Raw genomic sequence first — 15,965 nt, forward strand, 5'->3', positions numbered from 1 at the left:
CGACCCGCGCCCCGGCCCGGCACCCGGACGGGGCCGGCCCCCCGCCCGACCAGCCCGATGCGGCCCGGAACCCGGGTGCGACCGCAGACCCGCAAGGCAGCGCCCAGCCGCGCACCCGGACCCGTACCGCCCCGGAGGCGACCGCACCCGGCCGGGGATCCGCGAGCACGGCCACCCACAGCTCCGCCGCCCCGGCACCCGAACCGCAACAGCCCCCCGCAGGGGATCGCCGGATCGAGGGGCTGCTCCTCGGCCTCGCCGCCGGCGACGCCGCCGGCTGGCCCGCCGCGCGGCATCGCGCCAGCCGGATGCCCGAGTGGACCCGCCGGCTCACCCGCGAGCTCGACACCTTCGCCGAGCAGAACGCCACCACCACCCTCCCCGTCCCCATCGCCCTCAACCAGCCCCCGGAACCCCTGCGCCTGGGCCCGAGCGACGACGCCGAGTGGGCCGCCTTCGCCGCCGAGTCCGTCCTCAGCGCCGCCGGGGTCCTGCTCAGCGACCTCTCCCGGTCCAGGAGGATGCGCGCCGCCATCGACCTCGCCTGGAACGCCCTGGCCAGCGAGGTCGCGGCGGCGGCGGAGCGCGCGCCCGAAGTCGAGTCCGCCGTCCTCCCCCTGCGCGCCCGGATCTCCGTCCGCGCCGGCCTCGGCAACCTCGCCGCCGGCCTGCGTCCGCCCGCCACCGGCCACGACAACCCGCACTACTTCGACGACGCCGCCTGCATCCGCGCCTGCGTCCTCGCCGTCGTCCACCCCGGCGACCCCCACGCCGCCGCCGACCTCGCCGAGTTCGACGCCCGGTACACCCAGGACGGCGACGGGGTCCACGGCGCCCGCGCCATGGCCGCCGCCATCGCCACCGCCCTCGCCGGCGCGGGCACCGACGCCGCCGTCGACGCCGCACTCGAACAGCTCCCGGAGGCCACCGAGATCGGCCGCAACGCCCGCCACGCCGTCAAACTCGCCCGCGCGGAGCCGACCGGCGGCGCCTTCGCCATCGTCCCGCTCCTGGAACACCAGATCGTCGACCACGTCTACAGCTACGGCATCGCCGCCGCCGAGACCGTCCCCGTGGCCCTCGCCCTCGCCACCGCCGCGCGCGGCCGGGTGTGCGAGGCGGTCCCGGCCGCCGCCTGTCTCTCGCGCGTCGCGGACTCCGCCCCCGCCCTCGCCGGCGCGCTCACCGGCGCCCTCGGCGGCGGCGACTCGCTCCCCGAGGCCTGGCGCGAGGCCTGCCGCACCCTCTCCGGCTGCGCCCTCCCCCGCCTGGCGGGCACCGACCTCGTCGAACTCGCCGCCCTGCTCACCCGTACGGAACTCACGTCTCCGAAGCCCCAAGGAATGACCCGAACATGACGATCGACGACCCCACTCCCACCCTGGACGACAGGATCACCGGCGCACTCGTCGGAGCCGCCGTCGGCGACGCGCTGGGCGGCCCGGTGGAGGGCTGGAGCCCGGAACGGATCGTGGAACGGCACGGCGGCCGCGTGCGCGGCATCGTCGGACCGTGGCACGAGGACTGGCGCACGGCCCGGCCGATCGCCCCGTACCACAAGGGCGACGGCCACGTCACCGACGACACCCTCATGACGCACGCCCTGGTACGGGTCTACGCGGCCGTACGGGACCATCTGGACGCCTACGCCGTCGCCGAGCACCTCGTCCCGGACCTCATGACCACCCCCCGCTGGATCCCCGAACTGGAGGCGGACGCCCTCCCCCTCCAGCGGATCTTCCTCGCCGAGAAGTGGATCGTGACCCGGCTGCACTACGGGCACGTGGACCCGCGCGAGGCGGGCAGCGGCAACATCGTCAACTGCGGCGCCGCGATGTACATGGCGCCGGTCGGCCTCGTCAACGCGGGCAACCCTGCGGGGGCGTACGCGGAGGCGCTGGACGTCACCGGCGCGCACCAGTCCTCGTACGGGCGGGAGGCGGCGGGCGTCTTCGCTGCGGCGGTGGCGGCGGCCTGCGTGCCGGGCGCCACGGCCGCTTCGGTCGTCGACCACGCCCTGTCCCTGGCCAAGGACGGCACCCGCTCGGCCATCGCGGCGGTCCGCGAAGCCGCCGCCGGCCACCGGGACTTCGAGTCGGCCCTGACGCCGCTGCGCGCGGCGGTCGCCCCGTACGACTCGGTGGGCCCGGACTACCGCAAGCCGTCGCTGGGCGCGCGCCGGCCGTCACGCCTGCACTCGATCGAGGAGCTCCCGATCGCGCTGGGCATGCTCCTCGTCGCCGACGGGGCGTACGAGGGTTCCGTGCTCGGCTCGGTCAACTACGGCCGGGACTGCGACTCCATCGCCACCATGGCGGGGGCGATCGCCGGCGCCCTGTCCGGCGAGGCGGCCATCCCGTCGGCCTGGTCCAAGCAGGTCGCGGAGGCCAGCCGCCTCGACCTGCACGCTCCTGCGGCGGCGCTGGCCGCGGTGACCCGGGAGGTCTTCGCCCGTGACCGCTCCCGCCGCCGTGCCCACGAGTCGGCCTTCGCCACCCTGACGGCCCCCCGATGACACCCACCTGCGCGAACCCGGCCGACACCCCCACACACCCGCCGACCACCTGCACGGCCCCGGCCGGCACACCCACCCACCCGCCGGCCACGTGCGGCGAGCCCGTCCGGCTGACCTGGGTCCAGCCGGAGGACCTGGTCGGCCACGAGTTCCGGCAGGCCGAGCAGGACGGCCGCGCGGACGCGGCGGAGCCGCTGCTGCGCGTCTGGCTCGCGGCGGGCGGCCACACCGCCCCGGCCCGGGCGGGCGCCTCCGCCGCCCCGGCCCCGCCGGAACTCCGCGCCCTGGCGGCCGACGTCCTGACGGCCCTGGCGGCCCTGCCCCGCCCCTCGGCCGCCACCGAGCCCGACTCCTGGCCCGGCATCACCGCCACCTGGCCCGAAGACACCGGGCCCGGGCCCGAGGCAGTCGCGGGACCGGCCGCCGCCCAATGGCCCGCCCCCGCGGCCCCGGGTACTACAGCGGCCGGCCCCGCGGGCCCCGGCCCCGACACCCCGCTGCGCCGCAGGCTGGAGGCGGCCTGGGTCGGGCGGGCCGTCGGGTGTGTGCTCGGCAAGCCCGTCGAGAAGCTGCCGCTCGGCGCGATCCGGGCGCTGGCCCGGGCCGCCGGGAACTGGCCGCTGGACGACTGGTTCACCGCCGAGGGGGTCCCCGCGGAGCTCCTCGCCGCGCACCCCTGGAACCGCCGCTCCGCCGCCACCTCCCTCGCCGAGAACATCGACGGCACCCCCGAGGACGACGACCTCAACTACCCCCTGCTCGGCCTGGTCCTCCTGCGGCGCCACGGCAAGCGGTTCACCACCGCCGACGTCGGCCGGCTCTGGCTGGACGAGCTCCCGGCCGGCCGCACCTTCACCGCCGAGCGCGTCGCGTACCGCAATCTGCTCCAAGGGCTGGAGCCGCCGCTCACCGCCACGCACCACAACCCCTTCCGCGAGTGGATCGGCGCCCTCATCCGCGCCGACGTGCACGGCTGGACCAATCCGGGCGCCCCGGCCGCCGCCGCGGCCCAGGCGTACCGGGACGCCGCCCTCACCCACACCGGCAACGGCGTCTACGCGGCCCTGTTCGTCGCCGCCGCGACCGCCGCCGCGGCCACCGGCCGGGCCGACGTACACACCGCGCTCCGGGCCGGGCTGGCCGTCGTACCGCCCCGCTCGCGCCTCGCCGAAGCCGTCCGCTTCGGCATCCGGACAGCCGCGCGGGAGACCGACTTCGATACGGTCGTCGACCACCTCCACGCCCGCTTCGGCCACTACCACTGGGTCCACGCCGTCCCCAACACCGCCCTGATCTCCGCCGCCCTCACCCACGCCGACGGCGACTTCACCCACTCCATCTGCCGTGCGGTGTCCGGAGGTTGGGACACCGACTCCAACGGCGCCACCGCCGGGGCCCTCGCCGGACTCCTGGCCGGGAGCCCCGAGAACATTCCGCACCGGTGGACCGCCCCGCTGAAGGACCGCCTCGCCACCACCGTCCCCGGCTTCGACGGCATCGGCTTCGACACCCTCGCCCACCTCACCGCACAGGAGGCAGCACGCTCATGACGGCCATCGCCGTGCTCGGCAGTACCAACATGGACCTCGTCGCCTACGTCCCCAAGGCCCCCCGGCTCGGGGAGACCGTCACCGGCCGCGCCTTCCGCACGGTCCCCGGCGGCAAGGGCGCCAACCAGGCCGTCGCCGCCGCCCGCGCCGGCGCGGAGGTGGTGATGATCGGCGCGGTCGGGACCGACGAGTTCGGCGTACGGCTGCGCTCCGCGCTCGCGGCGGCCGGGGTGGAGACCTCGGCCCTGCGCACCGTCGAGGGTGCCAGTGGCACCGCGCACATCACCGTGGACGACGAGGGCGGCAACAGCATCATCGTCATCCCCGGCGCCAACGCCCGCGTCACCGGCCTGGAGGCGGGCGACGCCTCCCGCATCGGCGCCGCCGACTCCCTCCTCCTCCAGCTCGAACTCCCCCTGGAGGCCGTGCTCGCCGGCGCTCTGGCCGCCCGCGCCCACGGCGTCCGTACGATCCTCACCCCGGCCCCGGCCCAGCCGCTGCCGGCCGAACTCCTCGCCGCGACCGACCTGTTGGTGCCCAACGAGCACGAGGCCGCCACGCTCACCGGCCTCACCGACCCCCGCCAGGCCGCCGAAGCACTGCTGAACCTCGTGCCGGAGGTGGTCGTCACCCTCGGTGCGGCCGGGGCCCTGTACGCCGCCCGCGGCCGCGAGCCGCTGACCGTGCCGGCCCCCCGCGCGCGGGCCGTGGACACCACCGCCGCCGGGGACACCTTCGTCGGCGCGCTCGCCGTGGCGCTGGGCGAGGGCCGGCCGATGCCGGAGTCCCTGCGCTGGGCCTCGGCGGCGGCCGCGCTGTCGGTCCAGCGGCCCGGCGCGCAGGACTCGATGCCGAGCCGCGCGGAGACCGACGCCGCCTTCGGGGACCTCGCGGATCCCACGGATCCCGCGGACTCCGCTGAGCTGTCGGACTTCCTGGAGCGGGAGGCCCAGGCGTGAAAGGCCCCGCCCCCCTGCGAGGGCTCCGCGTCCTCGACCTCGCCACCCTCTTCGCCGGCCCCTTCGCCGCCACCCTCCTCGGCGACTTCGGCGCCGAGGTCGTCAAGGTCGAGCACCCGCGCCGCCCCGACCCCTCCCGCGGCCACGGCCCCGCCAAGGACGGCATCGGCCTCTGGTGGAAACTGCTCGGCCGGAACAAGCGGACGATGACCCTCGACCTGTCCACCCCCGGCGGCCGGGACACCCTGCTGCGGCTGGCCGCCACCGCCGACGTGGTCATCGAGAACTTCCGCCCCGGCACCCTGGAGCGCTGGGGGCTCGGCTGGGCCGAGCTGTCCGCCGCCAACCCGCGGCTGATCCTGACCCGCGTGACGGCCTTCGGCCAGGAGGGCCCGTACGCCCACCGGCCCGGCTTCGGCACCCTGGCGGAGGCGATGAGCGGCTTCGCGGCGATCACCGGGGATCCGGACGGGCCGCCGACGCTGCCGCCCTTCGGGCTCGCGGACTCGATCGCCGCGCTGACCACCGCGTACGCCGTGATGACGGCGCTCGCCGGCCGCGACCGCACCGGGCACGGGCAGGTGGTGGACCTCGCGATCATCGAGCCGATCCTGACGGTCCTCGGGCCGCACCCCCTCTGGTACGACCAGCTCGGCTACGTCCAGCCGCGCACCGGGAACCGTTCCACCAACAACGCCCCCCGCAACACCTACCGCAGCGCGGACGGGCGCTGGCTGGCGGTCTCCACCTCCGCCCAGTCGATCGCCGAGCGCGTGATGCGGCTCGTGGGCCGGCCCGAGCTGATCTCCGAGCCCTGGTTCACGGACGGCGCCGGGCGGGCCGCCCACGCGGACGTCCTCGACGACGCGGTCGGCGGCTGGATCGCCCGGCACAAGGCGGACGAGGTGGTGGCGGCGTTCGAGGATGCCGAGGCGGCCGTCGCGCTGGTCTACGACGTACGGGACGTGATGGCCGATCCCCAGTACGCGGCCCTGGACACGGTCACCGAGGTCGAGGATCCCGAACTCGGCCCGATCCGCATGCAGAACGTCCTCTTCCGGCTCTCCGAGACCCCCGGTTCCATCCGCTGGGCGGGCCGCCCGCACGGCGCGGACACCGACGCCCTCCTCACCGAACTCGGTCTGTCCGCGGCCGAGATCACCGCTCTCCGCACGGAAGGGGCCCTGTGATCCTGACCTGGCTCTACGTCCCCGGCGACCGCCCCGAGGTGGTCGCCAAGGCCCTGCACGCCGGAGCCGACGCCGTCATCGTGGACCTGGAGGACGCGGTGTCGGCCTCCCGCAAGGAGTACGCCCGCCGCGCCACCGCCGAACTGCTCGACACCCGCCACCCGGTACCGGTCCACGTCCGCGTCAATGCCCTGGACTCCCCCTGGGGCGGCGCCGACCTCACCGCCCTCGCCGGGCTCCGGGGCCTCGCCGGCCTGCGGCTGCCCAAGATCTCCGCGCCCGGGCAGATCGTCGCCACGGCCGAACGCGCCGGCGGGGTGCCCCTGCACGCCCTGCTGGAATCGGCGATCGGCGTGGAACGGGCCTACGAGATCGCCCGCGCGCACCCCGCCCTGCGCGGGCTGTCCCTGGGCGAGGCGGACCTGCGGGCCGACCTCGGCGTCACCTCGGAGGCGGGCCTGGACTGGCCGCGCTCGCGGGTGGTCGTCGCGGCCCGCGCGGCCGGGCTCGCGCCGCCGGCCCAGTCCGTGTTCCCCGACATCCGGGACCTGGAGGCGCTGGCCGCCTCCTGTGCCCGGGGCCGCTCGCTGGGCTTCCTCGGGCGCGCGGCGATCCATCCGCGCCAGCTCCCGGTGATCGAGCGGGCCTACCTGCCCGGCCCGGCGGAGGTCGTGGCGGCCGAGGAGATCGTGGCCGCGGCCCGGCGCACTCCGGGCGCGGTGGCCCTCCCCGACGGCCGCTTCGTCGACCCGGCGATGCTGGCCGGCGCGGAACGGGTCGTCGCCCTGGCCCGCCGGGACGCGCCCGTACTCTCCTGAGCGACGGGGCGTCGGCCGCCCGCGGAAAACGGGAGGGGCGCCGCGCGGATGCGCGGCGCCCCTCCCGTTTCGACCGGAACCCCGGTCAGAGCTTCTTGGCCTCGGTGGCCTCGGCCTTGTCCTTGCCGTCGGCTTCGGCGCCGGCGGCTTCGCCTTCGACCTCGGCCTCGGCGTCCTTCGGCTCGTCCTCGGGCCCGTCCTCGGCCTCGCCGTCCTTCGCCTCGGCTCCACCGTCCTCGGCCGGGGCGTCCCCGTCCTTGGCCCCGGCCACGGCGCCGGCGTTCGGCTCGACGATCTCCTCGCGGCCCGGCCGCAGCTTCGCCGACAGCACGAGGTAGACCACGGCGAGCACGAAGACCACGATCGAGGTCCACACGTTGAGCCGCAGGCCCAGGATGAGGTGGGCCTCGTCGACCCGCAGGTACTCGGTCCAGACGCGGCCCAGGCAGTACGCGGCGACGTACAGCGCGAACGCCCGCCCGTGTCCGAGCTTGAAGCGGCGGTCGGCCCAGATCACCAGCAGGGCGACGCCGACGCACCAGAGCGACTCGTAGAGGAAGGTCGGGTGGTAGGTGCCCGCGACCCGGTTGGGGCCGTCGGTGATCTCCACCGCCCACGGCAGTTCGGTGGCGCGGCCGTAGAGCTCCTGGTTGAACCAGTTGCCCCAGCGCCCGCAGGCCTGGGCCAGCGCGATACCGGGAGCCAGGGCGTCCGCCCAGGCCGGCAGCGGGATCCCGCGCAGCCGGCAGCCGATCCAGGCACCGACCGCGCCCAGCGCGATCGCGCCCCAGATGCCGAGGCCGCCCTCCCAGATCTTGAAGGCGTCGACCCAGTCGCGGCCCTCGCCGAAGTAGAGCTGGTAGTCGGTGATCACGTGGTAGAGGCGACCGCCGACCAGGCCGAACGGCACCGCCCACACGGCGATGTCCGCGACCGTGCCCGGCTTTCCGCCCCGGGCTACCCAGCGCTTGTTGCCGAGCCAGACGGCGACGAAGACGCCGATGATGATGCAGAACGCGTAGCCGCGCAGCGGGATCGGTCCGAGATGGAGCACGCCCGTCGACGGACTGGGAATGAAGGCAAGGTTCATGGCAAGACCCGACGCTACCTTGCCGGACGGTGGGGACGGCAACCCGTCCGGCAAGCTGCTGCCGAATCGAGACGGCCGTCAGTGGTCCATGGGCATCCCGGAGTGCGCCGGGGAGCGGTCGGCGGAGCCCGCGGATCCCGTGGACGTACGCCCGGCCGAGCGCGCCGAAGCGGAGGAGGACGGGGCCGCGGGAGAGGCCGCGCGGCCGGACGAGGCCTTCGCCGAGCCCGATGGGGACGGCGACGCGGAGGCGGACGGGGACGCGGAGGTCTTGGCACCGCCCGTGCCGGCCGCCTCGACCTTCTCCTTCAGCTTCTGCGGGGTCAGCGGGTTGGCCTTGTCCCCGAAGATGTCCTTGCCGTCGAGCAGCACGGTCGGGGTCCCGCGGAAACTCCCGGCACGGAAGGCGTCCTGCGACTTCTTCACCCAGCTGTCGTGCGTGCCGTCCTCGACGCACGTGCGGAACGCCGGGGTGTCCAGCCCGTCGACCTTGCCGGCCAGCTCCAGCAGCTTGGCGTTCTTCCCGTAGGCGTCATCGGTCTCCTCGGGCTGGTTCTCGAAGAGGACGTCGTGGTACGGGGAGAACGTGCCGGCGTCCTGCGCGCAGGCGGCCGCGTTCGCGCTCCTGAGCGAGCCGCTGCCGCCCATGTTCCCGTCGATCAGGGTGACGAGGTGGTACTCGACCTTGAGGAGCCCCTTGCCCTCCAGCTCGTGGACGGTGTCCCGGTAGTTGGTCTCGAAGGACTTGCAGGCCGGGCAGCGGAAGTCCTCCCACACGGTCAGTGTCGAGGGGGCCTCGCTCTTGCCGGTCTGGATGGCGAGCGCGTCGGTGCCGGTGGCCCCCGAGGGGGCGACCAGCGGGCCCCCCTTCGCGGAGGAGCCGCCCTTGCCCGTGTTCGCCGCGATCAGGCCGACGACGGCCGCCAGGCCGAGTACGCCGACCACCGCCGCCGACACGACGAGGGTCCGCCGGCGCTTGTCCTTGGCCTTCTGCCTCTCGCGCTCCAGCTGGAGTCGCTCGCGGGCCGATCGTTTCGTCGCATCGCGGTTCGCACCGTCGTTCATGTCGCTCACGTTCGGCCAAACGAAGCAGGGAGGCACTCTCGTGCCTCCCTGCCCCTACTTCCACCCGATCGGGCTACAGAACCCGCTCAGGGGTCCGCGTCTTTGATCGAACGCGCCGCGATCGAACGCGCGTCAGCTCCTGCGGACGCCCTCCGCCAGCTCGCCCGCCAGCGCCCGTACGGCGGCCAGCCCGGCCGGCAGGTCCGGCGCGTCCAGCAGCAGCTTCACGAAGGCCGAGCCGACGATCACCCCGTCGGCGAAGCCCGCGACCTCCTTGGCCTGGGTGGCGTTGGAGACGCCGAGGCCGACGCAGACCGGGAGTTCGCTGGTGGCGCGGGTGCGGCGCACCAGGTCGGCGGCCTGGTCGCCGACCGACTCGCGGGTGCCGGTGACGCCCATGAGGGAGGCGGCGTAGACGAAGCCGGAGCCGGCCGCCGTGATGGTGGCGAGGCGCTCGTCCTTGCTGCTGGGGGCCACGACGAAGACGGTCGCGAGACCCTGCTTGGCCGCGTGCTCGCGCCACAGCGCGGACTCCTGGACCGGCAGGTCGGGCAGGATGCAGCCCGCGCCGCCGGCCGCGGCGAGCTCGGCGGTGAACCGCTCGACGCCGTAGCGGTCGATGGGGTTCCAGTACGTCATGACCAGGATCGGGGCGCCGGTGGCCTCGTGCGCCTCGCGGACGGTCCGGATCGTGTCCGCGATCTTGACTCCGCCGCGCAAGGCGATGTCGTCGGCGGTCTGGATGATCGCGCCGTCCAGGACCGGGTCGCTGTGCGGGAGGCCGATCTCGACCACGTCCGCGCCGCCGGCGATGACGGCCTTGACGGCCTCGATGGCCCCGTCCACGGTCGGGAAGCCGGCCGGGAGGTAGGCGACGAGGGCCGCGCGGTCCTCGGACTTCGCCTTCGCCAGCGTGGCCGAGAGGAGTTCGATGTTGCCGCTCACTTGGTCTCCCCCTCGGAGTCGTACAGGTTGAAGTAGCGGGCGGCCGTGTCCATGTCCTTGTCGCCGCGGCCGGACAGGTTGACGACGAGCAGCCCGTCCTTGCCGAGCTCCTTGCCCAGGTCCAGCGCGCCCGCCAGCGCGTGCGCCGACTCGATGGCCGGGATGATGCCCTCGGTGCGCGAGAGCAGCCGCAGCGCCTGCATCGCCTGGTCGTCGGTGACCGCGCGGTACTCGGCGCGGCCCGCGTCCTTGAGGTAGGAGTGCTCCGGGCCGATGCCCGGGTAGTCCAGACCGGCCGAGATCGAGTACGGCTCGGTGATCTGGCCCTCCTCGTCCTGCAGGACGTAGGAGCGGGAGCCGTGCAGGATCCCGGGCTCGCCGACGGTCAGGGTGGCCGCGTGCTCGCCGGTCTCCACACCGTGTCCGGCGGGCTCGAAGCCGACCAGGCGGACGTCGGCGTCCGGGATGAAGGCGTGGAAGAGGCCGATGGCGTTGGAGCCGCCGCCGACGCAGGCCGCGACGGCGTCGGGGAGGCGGCCGGCGCGCTCCAGGATCTGGCGGCGGGCCTCGACACCGATGACCCGGTGGAAGTCGCGGACCATGGCCGGGAAGGGGTGGGGGCCGGCGACCGTGCCGAAGAGGTAGTGGGTGCGGTCCACGTTGGCGACCCAGTCGCGGAACGCCTCGTTGATGGCGTCCTTGAGGGTCCGGGAACCGGACTTCACGGAGATGACCTCGGCGCCCAGCATGCGCATGCGGGCCACGTTGAGGGCCTGGCGCTGGGTGTCGACCTCGCCCATGTAGATGACGCATTCGAGGCCGAAGAGGGCGCAGGCGGTGGCGGTGGCCACGCCGTGCTGGCCGGCGCCGGTCTCGGCGATGACGCGGGTCTTGCCCATGCGCTTGGTGAGCAGCGCCTGGCCCAGCACGTTGTTGATCTTGTGTGAGCCGGTGTGGTTCAGGTCCTCGCGCTTGAGGAAGATCCGCGCGCCGCCGGCGTGCTCGGCGAACCGGGGCACCTCGGTGAGGGAGCTGGGGCGGCCGGTGTAGTTGACCATCAGGTCATTGAGCTCGGCCGCGAAGGCCGGGTCGCCCTTGGCCTTCTCGTACTCGACGGCGACCTCGTCCACGGCGGCGACGAGCGCCTCCGGGATGAACTTGCCGCCGAAGTCGCCGAAGTAGCCCTCGGCGTTGGGGATGTGACCCTCGGGGTCCGGGATGAAGAAACTGCTGGCGCTGGACATGCCCAGGTACTCCTACGGATGCGACGCGGATGTCTTCACCGTATTGCGCCGCCCGCCCGCGACGCGCACACCCCGCTGGGGCGTGCAGAACGTACGGTACGGGGCGGTCCGCGCCGGAGCCGGCGGCTCGGGCGGCAGACCGCAAGGGGACGCCGACGGACGCGGTGCAGATGTACACCGTCCGGGGCGGCCTCGTTACGACGCGACTCCGGGTCGCCATCGCATGCCGTTGACCTGACCGGGCTCGGAGCCGATCACGTACCGGACCCGTCGCCCGTGCACGCGCCGGGCCGGGGCACGGCAGCCGCGAGGGCGGCAGCCGCGCGCCAGGGGCGCGTGCGCCGTCGGCACTCCGGCCAGGCGGGAGCCGGGCCGGGTGCGGACGGAGGGGCGGTCGTGGGTCATGGAACGGTCAGCTCCGCCCGTGGCGCAGGGCGGGGTGGGCGCCGGCGGCGACGAGGTCGGCCACGGCCGCCTTCGGGTCGCGGCCGGTCACCAGGGACTCCCCGACGAGGACGGCGTCCGCGCCCTCGTTGGCGTAGGCGATCAGGTCGTGCGGCCCGCGGATGCCGGATTCGGCAACCTTGACGATGTGGGCCGGGATCTCGCCGACGATCCGCTCGAAAGTGGAGCGGTCGACCTTGAGGTCCTTCAGGTTGCGGGCGTTGACGCCGATGATCTTGGCGCCTGCCGCGACCGCACGCTCGATCTCTTCCTCGTCGTGGACCTCGACGAGCGGGGTGAGGCCGATGGACTCGGCCCGCTCGATGAGGGAGACGAGGGCCTCCTGCTCCAGGGCCGCGACGATCAGCAGCACGAGGTCGGCGCCGTAGGCGCGGGCCTCCCACAGCTGGTACGCCGTGACGATGAAGTCCTTGCGCAGGATCGGGATGTCCACGCGGGCGCGGACGGCCTCCAGGTCGGCCAGCGAGCCGCCGAAACGGCGCTGCTCGGTGAGGACCGAGATGATCGCCGCACCGCCCGCCTCGTAGTCGGCGGCGAGCCCGGCCGGATCGGCGATGGCGGCCAGCGCGCCCTTTGACGGGCTGGAGCGCTTGACCTCGCAGATCACCTTGACGCTGTCGCCGCGCAGGGCAGCGACGCCGTCCTTGGCCTGGGGCGCCTTGGCGGCACGCTCCTTGAGCTCGTCGAGGCTGACGCGAGCCTGCCGTTCGGCAAGGTCTTCGCGGACCCCTTCGATGATCTCGTCGAGCACACTCACGCGAGCGGCCCCCTTCCGGGTCGATGACGGTCGGCCGCCTTGCAGACACGTACAACTGCAAGGTCAGCACTTCAAATGGTATCCGCAGGACGCCCCGCCCTCCGCACGCGATGGTCGGCGTCCCATTAAGTGGACATACGGAATCTGACCTTCACCTGCAGGTCAGGGGGCCAGGAACGACCCTGCGGGCAGGTTCCGGACAACCGAGAAGACGAGCGCCACCGCACCGGTCCCCCACCAGTACAACGGCCTCATCGCGAGCCTCGGGGCCGGTCCGCCGCGATAGGCGCGAACCAGCCACAGGACCATGAAGCCCGCGAAGACGAAGTAGCCGACGACCGCCAGGGCATTTGCCCCGAAAGCTGTCGCGAGATCGCCGTGGGCGAACGCGTGTGCGCTGCGCAGCCCGCCGCATCCCGGGCACAGGACCCCGGTCAGCCGGAACAGCGGGCAGACCGGATAGTGGCCGGGCTCGTTCGGGTCCACGGTGCCCACGTACGCGAGCGCCGCGGCGGCCGCGGCCAGTGTGAGCGCCGGGGTGGCGAGGCGCCGGGCCCTGGAGGCGGGCACGGCGGGGGGACCGCCCCGGGGCGTCACCGCGGGCACGGCGGGCTCCGCGGGCGCCGGGGGCGCCGGGGGCGCCGGGGATGGCGCGGACGGCGCGGACGGCGCGGACGGCGCGAGTTCGGGAGTGCGAGAGGCGTCCACCCGCTGATTCTCTCCGCTCATGACAAAAGGCGCAGCCCGACAGGGCCGCGCCTTTCGGTGCCTACGGTCCGGCTCAGACCTTGGCGGCGAGGCGGTTGGCGGCGATGACCTCGGAGAGGTCGGTGCGGGTGGCCTTCGGCGCACCCATGCCCGCGGCCTTCATCGCCATGCCCACGACACCGCCGAGCGCGACGACGACGAGGCCGGCCCAGAAGCCCCACGGGTTCGCCAGCACCATGAAGGCGCCGGAGACGCAGAAACCGATGAAGGCGATGATGACACCGGTCCAGGCGGCCCGGGTGTGTCCGTGGCTAGTGCCCGCCATGAGTTGCTCCTCGTTGCTCTGTCGCACGTCGCACGTGCTGTGTCGAACGCTCGATGGTCATTGTCCCGCACCAGGTGGCAGCGGTGTTAACGGGGGTCCGCCCGGCCGCCCCGGTGGGGCTCCCGGCGGGCCTGGGCGGCCCCTAGAGGGCCTTGTCCCGGCCGGTCGGGTCCTCGCCCCGGTCCAGAGCCTTCCACAAGTCCTCGGGCCGGTCCGGGTCCACCACGGCCGCCTTGCGGGGCCGCGGGCCGCCGTCGCGCTCGTAGCGGCCGCCCATGGCGGGCCAGGCGTGGCCGAAACGCAGGGCCAGCAGCCCCGCCACCAGGATCAGGGCCGCGGCGGCGGCCGTCACGTAGGGCCAGGCCGTCTGGGTCAGGCCCGCCACGTGCGCGGCGGTGTCCGCCGTCGTACGGGCCGCCTCCGCGTCCAGAGCCCGGCGGCCGTCGGCGTTGACCAGCGCGGCCGCCCCGGCGCCCAGGCCGCTCAGCGCGAGCAGCGCCGACACCAGCAGCCGGCTCTTGCCGCGGACGGCGAAGACGGCCACCAGGGCGGCGAGGCCCACGATGGCCAGCGCGGCCGGCAGGCCCGTGACGGCCCGCCCGTCGACGCTCAGCGGCAGCGATCCGCCGCCGACGGCGGCGACGCCCCGGGCCCACACGCGGCCGGAGGCGAGCAGGACGACGGTGGCGCCGAGCGTGCCGAGCAGCAGGGCGACGGCCACGCTGCGGCGGCCGCCGCCCTGTTCTCGCCCGGCCTCGGGGTCGGGCCCGGGGGCGGCGTCGGCGTTGTCGGTCCGGGGCGGGGGTACGGCACTCACGTACCCCACTATCCCCTACGGGCTCAGGCGCCGTGGAGGCGGTTCGCCGCTCCCACCGCGCGCAGCACCGCCGCGGCCTTGTTGCGGCACTCGGCGTCCTCCAGCGCGGGCACCGAATCCGCGACGACCCCGGCGCCCGCCTGGACGTACGCCTTCCCGTCGCGCAGCAGCGCGGTGCGGATGGCGATGGCGGTGTCGGAGTCCCCGGCGAAGTCGAGGTAGCCGACGCATCCCCCGTACAGGCCGCGGCGCGTGGGCTCCAGCTCCTCGATGATCTGCATGGCGCGCGGCTTGGGCGCGCCCGACAGGGTGCCGGCCGGGAAGCAGGCGGTGAGGACGTCGAAGGCGGTCTTGCCCTCGGCCACGCGCCCCGTCACGGTCGAGACGATGTGCATGACGTGCGAGTACCGCTCGATGTTCATGAAGTCGACGACCTCGACGGAGCCCGGCTCGCAGACCCGCCCCAGGTCGTTGCGTCCCAGGTCGACGAGCATGAGGTGCTCGGCGCGCTCCTTGGGGTCGGCCAGCAGCTCCTCGGCGAGCTCGTGGTCCTGCTGCGGGGTGGCGCCGCGGTGCCGGGTGCCGGCGATGGGGTGGACCATGGCCCGGCCGTCCTCGACCTTGACCAGCGCCTCGGGGCTGGACCCGACCACGTCGAAGCCGTTCTCGAAGCGGAAGAGGTACATGTACGGGGACGGGTTGGTGGCCCGCAGCACCCGGTAGACGTCGAGCGCGGAGGCCCGGCAGGGGGTCTCGAAGCGCTGCGAGGGCACCACTTGGAAGGCCTCGCCGGCCCGGATCCGCTCCTTCACGTCCTCGACGGCGGCCTGGTACTTCTCGCCGCCCCACAGGGCCGAGAACTCCGGCAGCTCGGAGGCGGGCAGCGGCATCGGCGCGTACGGGGCCGGCCGCGCGAGGTCGGCCTCCATCGCGTCGAGGCGGGTGACGGCGTCCGCGTACGCCTCGTCCACGCCCGCGTCGAGGTCGTTGTGGTTGATCGCGTTGGCGATGAGCAGGACCGTGCCGTCCCAGTGGTCCAGGACCGCCAGGTCGGAGGTGAGCAGCATCGTCAGCTCGGGCAGCCGCAGGTCGTCCTCGGTGTGCTCGCCGATGCGCTCCAGGCGGCGCACGATGTCGTAGCCGAGGTAGCCGACCATGCCGCCGGTGAACGGCGGCATCCCGGAGGCCAGGTCGCGCGGGGTGTGCAGGGCCTCCACGGTCTGCCGCAGGGCCTCCAGGGGGTCGCCGGAGGTGGGGACGCCGACGGGCGGGGTGCCGATCCAGTGCGCCTGGCCGTCCCGGACGGTCAGGGTCGAGGCGCTGCGGACGCCGACGAAGGAGTAGCGCGACCAGGAGCGGCCGTTCTCCGCGGACTCCAGCAGAAACGTCCCAGGACGTTCGGCGGCCAGCTTGCGGTAGAGCCCGACGGGCGTGTCCCCGTCCGCCAGCAGCTTGCGGCTCACGGGGATGACGCGGCGGTCGGCCGCGAGCTTGCGGAACGTCTCAAGATCCATTGC

General features: G+C 74.4%; 16 protein-coding genes. 6 read left to right on the top strand and 10 right to left on the bottom strand.

The window, feature by feature from the left end:
• The 6 genes from J7F03_RS15205 to J7F03_RS15230 form a co-directional block, all read left to right on the top strand.
• Window positions 1–1,358: ADP-ribosylglycohydrolase family protein (locus tag J7F03_RS15205; RefSeq protein WP_251071962.1), on the top strand; the 1,358-nt coding region annotated here is incomplete at its 5' end.
• The gene (locus J7F03_RS15210) at window positions 1,355–2,515 is read left to right on the top strand and encodes an ADP-ribosylglycohydrolase family protein (protein ID WP_214949747.1); all 1,161 of its coding nucleotides are present in this window, start codon (window positions 1,355–1,357) and stop codon (window positions 2,513–2,515) included. The genes J7F03_RS15205 and J7F03_RS15210, both read left to right, overlap by 4 nt.
• Window positions 2,512–4,065, top strand: a complete 1,554-nt coding sequence (locus J7F03_RS15215; RefSeq protein ID WP_214949748.1) for an ADP-ribosylglycohydrolase family protein — start codon at window positions 2,512–2,514, stop codon at window positions 4,063–4,065. Before J7F03_RS15210 ends, J7F03_RS15215 begins: the two co-directional genes overlap by 4 nt.
• Window positions 4,062–5,024, top strand: coding sequence for a ribokinase (gene rbsK / locus J7F03_RS15220; RefSeq protein ID WP_214949749.1), 963 nt, complete (start codon window positions 4,062–4,064; stop codon window positions 5,022–5,024). Before J7F03_RS15215 ends, rbsK begins: the two co-directional genes overlap by 4 nt.
• On the top strand, window positions 5,021–6,214 hold the full coding sequence (locus J7F03_RS15225) for a CaiB/BaiF CoA-transferase family protein (RefSeq protein ID WP_214949750.1): 1,194 nt from the start codon (window positions 5,021–5,023) through the stop codon (window positions 6,212–6,214). The genes rbsK and J7F03_RS15225 overlap by 4 nt, the downstream gene beginning before the upstream one ends.
• Complete coding sequence (locus J7F03_RS15230) at window positions 6,211–7,032, top strand: CoA ester lyase (protein WP_214949753.1); 822 nt, start codon at window positions 6,211–6,213, stop codon at window positions 7,030–7,032. Before J7F03_RS15225 ends, J7F03_RS15230 begins: the two co-directional genes overlap by 4 nt.
• An 85-nt stretch (window positions 7,033–7,117) precedes the next feature.
• Here J7F03_RS15230 and lgt read toward each other — a convergent pair whose 3' ends face one another.
• The 10 genes from lgt to J7F03_RS15275 all read right to left on the bottom strand — a co-directional run bounded on the left by lgt (window position 7,118) and on the right by J7F03_RS15275 (window position 15,962).
• On the bottom strand, window positions 7,118–8,122 hold the full coding sequence (lgt, locus tag J7F03_RS15235) for a prolipoprotein diacylglyceryl transferase (protein WP_214949755.1): 1,005 nt from the start codon (window positions 8,120–8,122) through the stop codon (window positions 7,118–7,120).
• A 78-nt stretch (window positions 8,123–8,200) separates the two neighbouring features.
• Window positions 8,201–9,187, bottom strand: a complete 987-nt coding sequence (locus tag J7F03_RS15240; RefSeq protein WP_214949757.1) for a thioredoxin domain-containing protein — start codon at window positions 9,185–9,187, stop codon at window positions 8,201–8,203.
• Between the two features lie 132 nt (window positions 9,188–9,319).
• Complete coding sequence (trpA, locus tag J7F03_RS15245) at window positions 9,320–10,132, bottom strand: tryptophan synthase subunit alpha (protein ID WP_214949759.1); 813 nt, start codon at window positions 10,130–10,132, stop codon at window positions 9,320–9,322.
• The gene (gene trpB, locus J7F03_RS15250) at window positions 10,129–11,376 is read right to left on the bottom strand and encodes a tryptophan synthase subunit beta (protein ID WP_214949761.1); all 1,248 of its coding nucleotides are present in this window, start codon (window positions 11,374–11,376) and stop codon (window positions 10,129–10,131) included. Before trpB ends, trpA begins: the two co-directional genes overlap by 4 nt.
• Before the next feature lie 195 nt (window positions 11,377–11,571).
• Window positions 11,572–11,781: a tryptophan biosynthesis modulator TrpM gene (trpM, locus tag J7F03_RS41015; protein WP_251071963.1), complete on the bottom strand. Its 210-nt coding sequence runs from the start codon at window positions 11,779–11,781 to the stop codon at window positions 11,572–11,574.
• 7 nt (window positions 11,782–11,788) lie between these two features.
• Complete coding sequence (gene trpC, locus J7F03_RS15255; protein ID WP_214949762.1) at window positions 11,789–12,598, bottom strand: indole-3-glycerol phosphate synthase TrpC; 810 nt, start codon at window positions 12,596–12,598, stop codon at window positions 11,789–11,791.
• 162 nt (window positions 12,599–12,760) lie between these two features.
• Window positions 12,761–13,327 (bottom strand): DUF2752 domain-containing protein, encoded by a 567-nt coding sequence (locus J7F03_RS15260; RefSeq protein ID WP_214949763.1) that lies wholly within the window; start codon window positions 13,325–13,327, stop codon window positions 12,761–12,763.
• A gap of 52 nt (window positions 13,328–13,379) precedes the next feature.
• A complete protein-coding gene (locus J7F03_RS15265) occupies window positions 13,380–13,631 on the bottom strand; it encodes an HGxxPAAW family protein (RefSeq protein ID WP_214949764.1) in 252 nt (83 codons plus the stop codon).
• 142 nt (window positions 13,632–13,773) lie between these two features.
• Entirely contained in the window at window positions 13,774–14,457 is a 684-nt protein-coding gene (locus tag J7F03_RS15270) for a TIGR02234 family membrane protein (protein WP_214949765.1), read from the bottom strand.
• Between the two features lie 14 nt (window positions 14,458–14,471).
• Window positions 14,472–15,962: an anthranilate synthase component I gene (locus J7F03_RS15275; protein ID WP_214949766.1), complete on the bottom strand. Its 1,491-nt coding sequence runs from the start codon at window positions 15,960–15,962 to the stop codon at window positions 14,472–14,474.
• Between the last annotated feature and the right edge of the window lie 3 nt (window positions 15,963–15,965).

Origin of the sequence: Streptomyces sp. ISL-43 (genome assembly GCF_018614195.1) — a bacterium.
Classification (GTDB): domain Bacteria; phylum Actinomycetota; class Actinomycetes; order Streptomycetales; family Streptomycetaceae; genus Streptomyces.

Bases quoted from the DNA above. Each gene is read 5' to 3' on its own strand.
- lgt (WP_214949755.1), bottom strand. From the start codon at position 8,122: ATGAACCTTGCCTTCATTCCCAGTCCGTCGACGGGCGTGCTCCATCTC.
- trpB (WP_214949761.1), bottom strand. From the start codon at position 11,376: ATGTCCAGCGCCAGCAGTTTCTTCATCCCGGACCCCGAGGGTCACATC.
- J7F03_RS15215 (WP_214949748.1), top strand. From the start codon at position 2,512: ATGACACCCACCTGCGCGAACCCGGCCGACACCCCCACACACCCGCCG.
- J7F03_RS15265 (WP_214949764.1), bottom strand. From the start codon at position 13,631: ATGGCGGGCACTAGCCACGGACACACCCGGGCCGCCTGGACCGGTGTC.
- J7F03_RS15275 (WP_214949766.1), bottom strand. From the start codon at position 15,962: ATGGATCTTGAGACGTTCCGCAAGCTCGCGGCCGACCGCCGCGTCATC.
- J7F03_RS15210 (WP_214949747.1), top strand. From the start codon at position 1,355: ATGACGATCGACGACCCCACTCCCACCCTGGACGACAGGATCACCGGC.
- J7F03_RS15240 (WP_214949757.1), bottom strand. From the start codon at position 9,187: ATGAACGACGGTGCGAACCGCGATGCGACGAAACGATCGGCCCGCGAG.
- rbsK (WP_214949749.1), top strand. From the start codon at position 4,062: ATGACGGCCATCGCCGTGCTCGGCAGTACCAACATGGACCTCGTCGCC.
- J7F03_RS15260 (WP_214949763.1), bottom strand. From the start codon at position 13,327: ATGAGCGGAGAGAATCAGCGGGTGGACGCCTCTCGCACTCCCGAACTC.
- trpM (WP_251071963.1), bottom strand. From the start codon at position 11,781: ATGACCCACGACCGCCCCTCCGTCCGCACCCGGCCCGGCTCCCGCCTG.